The organism is Vibrio sp. 2130-1 (genome assembly GCF_033339515.1).
Window position 1 is genome coordinate 1 of the sequence record NZ_JAWOUT010000325.1, and the last position, 673, is coordinate 673.

The 673-nt window shown below is 49.0% G+C and carries 1 pseudogene; it reads left to right on the forward strand.

Features of this window, described 5'->3' with window-relative positions:
- A pseudogene (locus tag R7Q09_RS26005) lies at window positions 1-673 on the forward strand (L-arabinose isomerase); the annotation flags it as partial.

Here is a 673-nt window from a genome sequence, read left to right on the forward strand (position 1 = left end):
TCGCAAGAGGCACGTTTAGAACTTGGGATGGAATCTTTCCTCAAATCTGTTGGAGCAGGCGCTTTCACCAACACGTTTGAGAACCTAACTGGCTTAACAAATTTACCAGGACTAGCAACGCAGCGCTTAATGGCTAAAGGTTTTGGTTACGGCGGAGAGGGTGATTGGAAAACCGCAGCAATGACGCACATCATGAAAGTCATGGGGCAAGGCAAACCGAGCGGTACATCTTTTATGGAAGACTATACCTACAACTTCGGCGAAAAAGGGCAAGTGTTAGGCGCTCACATGCTAGAAGTTTGTCCAACTATCGCAGCAGCGAAACCAAGATTGGAAGTTCATCGTCACACCATTGGCTGTCGTTGCGATATTCCACGCTTAATTTTCAGCGGCCAATCTGGTGAAGCGTTAAACGTGTCGATTATTGATCTTGGCGATCGCTTTAGAATGATCGTCAACGTGATTGATACCGTCACACCACCACAGTCACTGCCACATTTGCCTGTAGCTCACGCGCTTTGGGAACCTCAGCCCAACTTAAATATCGCAGCAGCCGCGTGGATTCACGCTGGCGGCGCACATCACGCAGTGTACAGCCAAGCTGTCACATTGCCGATGCTTGCCGACTACGCTGAAATCCTTGGCATCGAAATGGTTGTGATTGACAACAGCA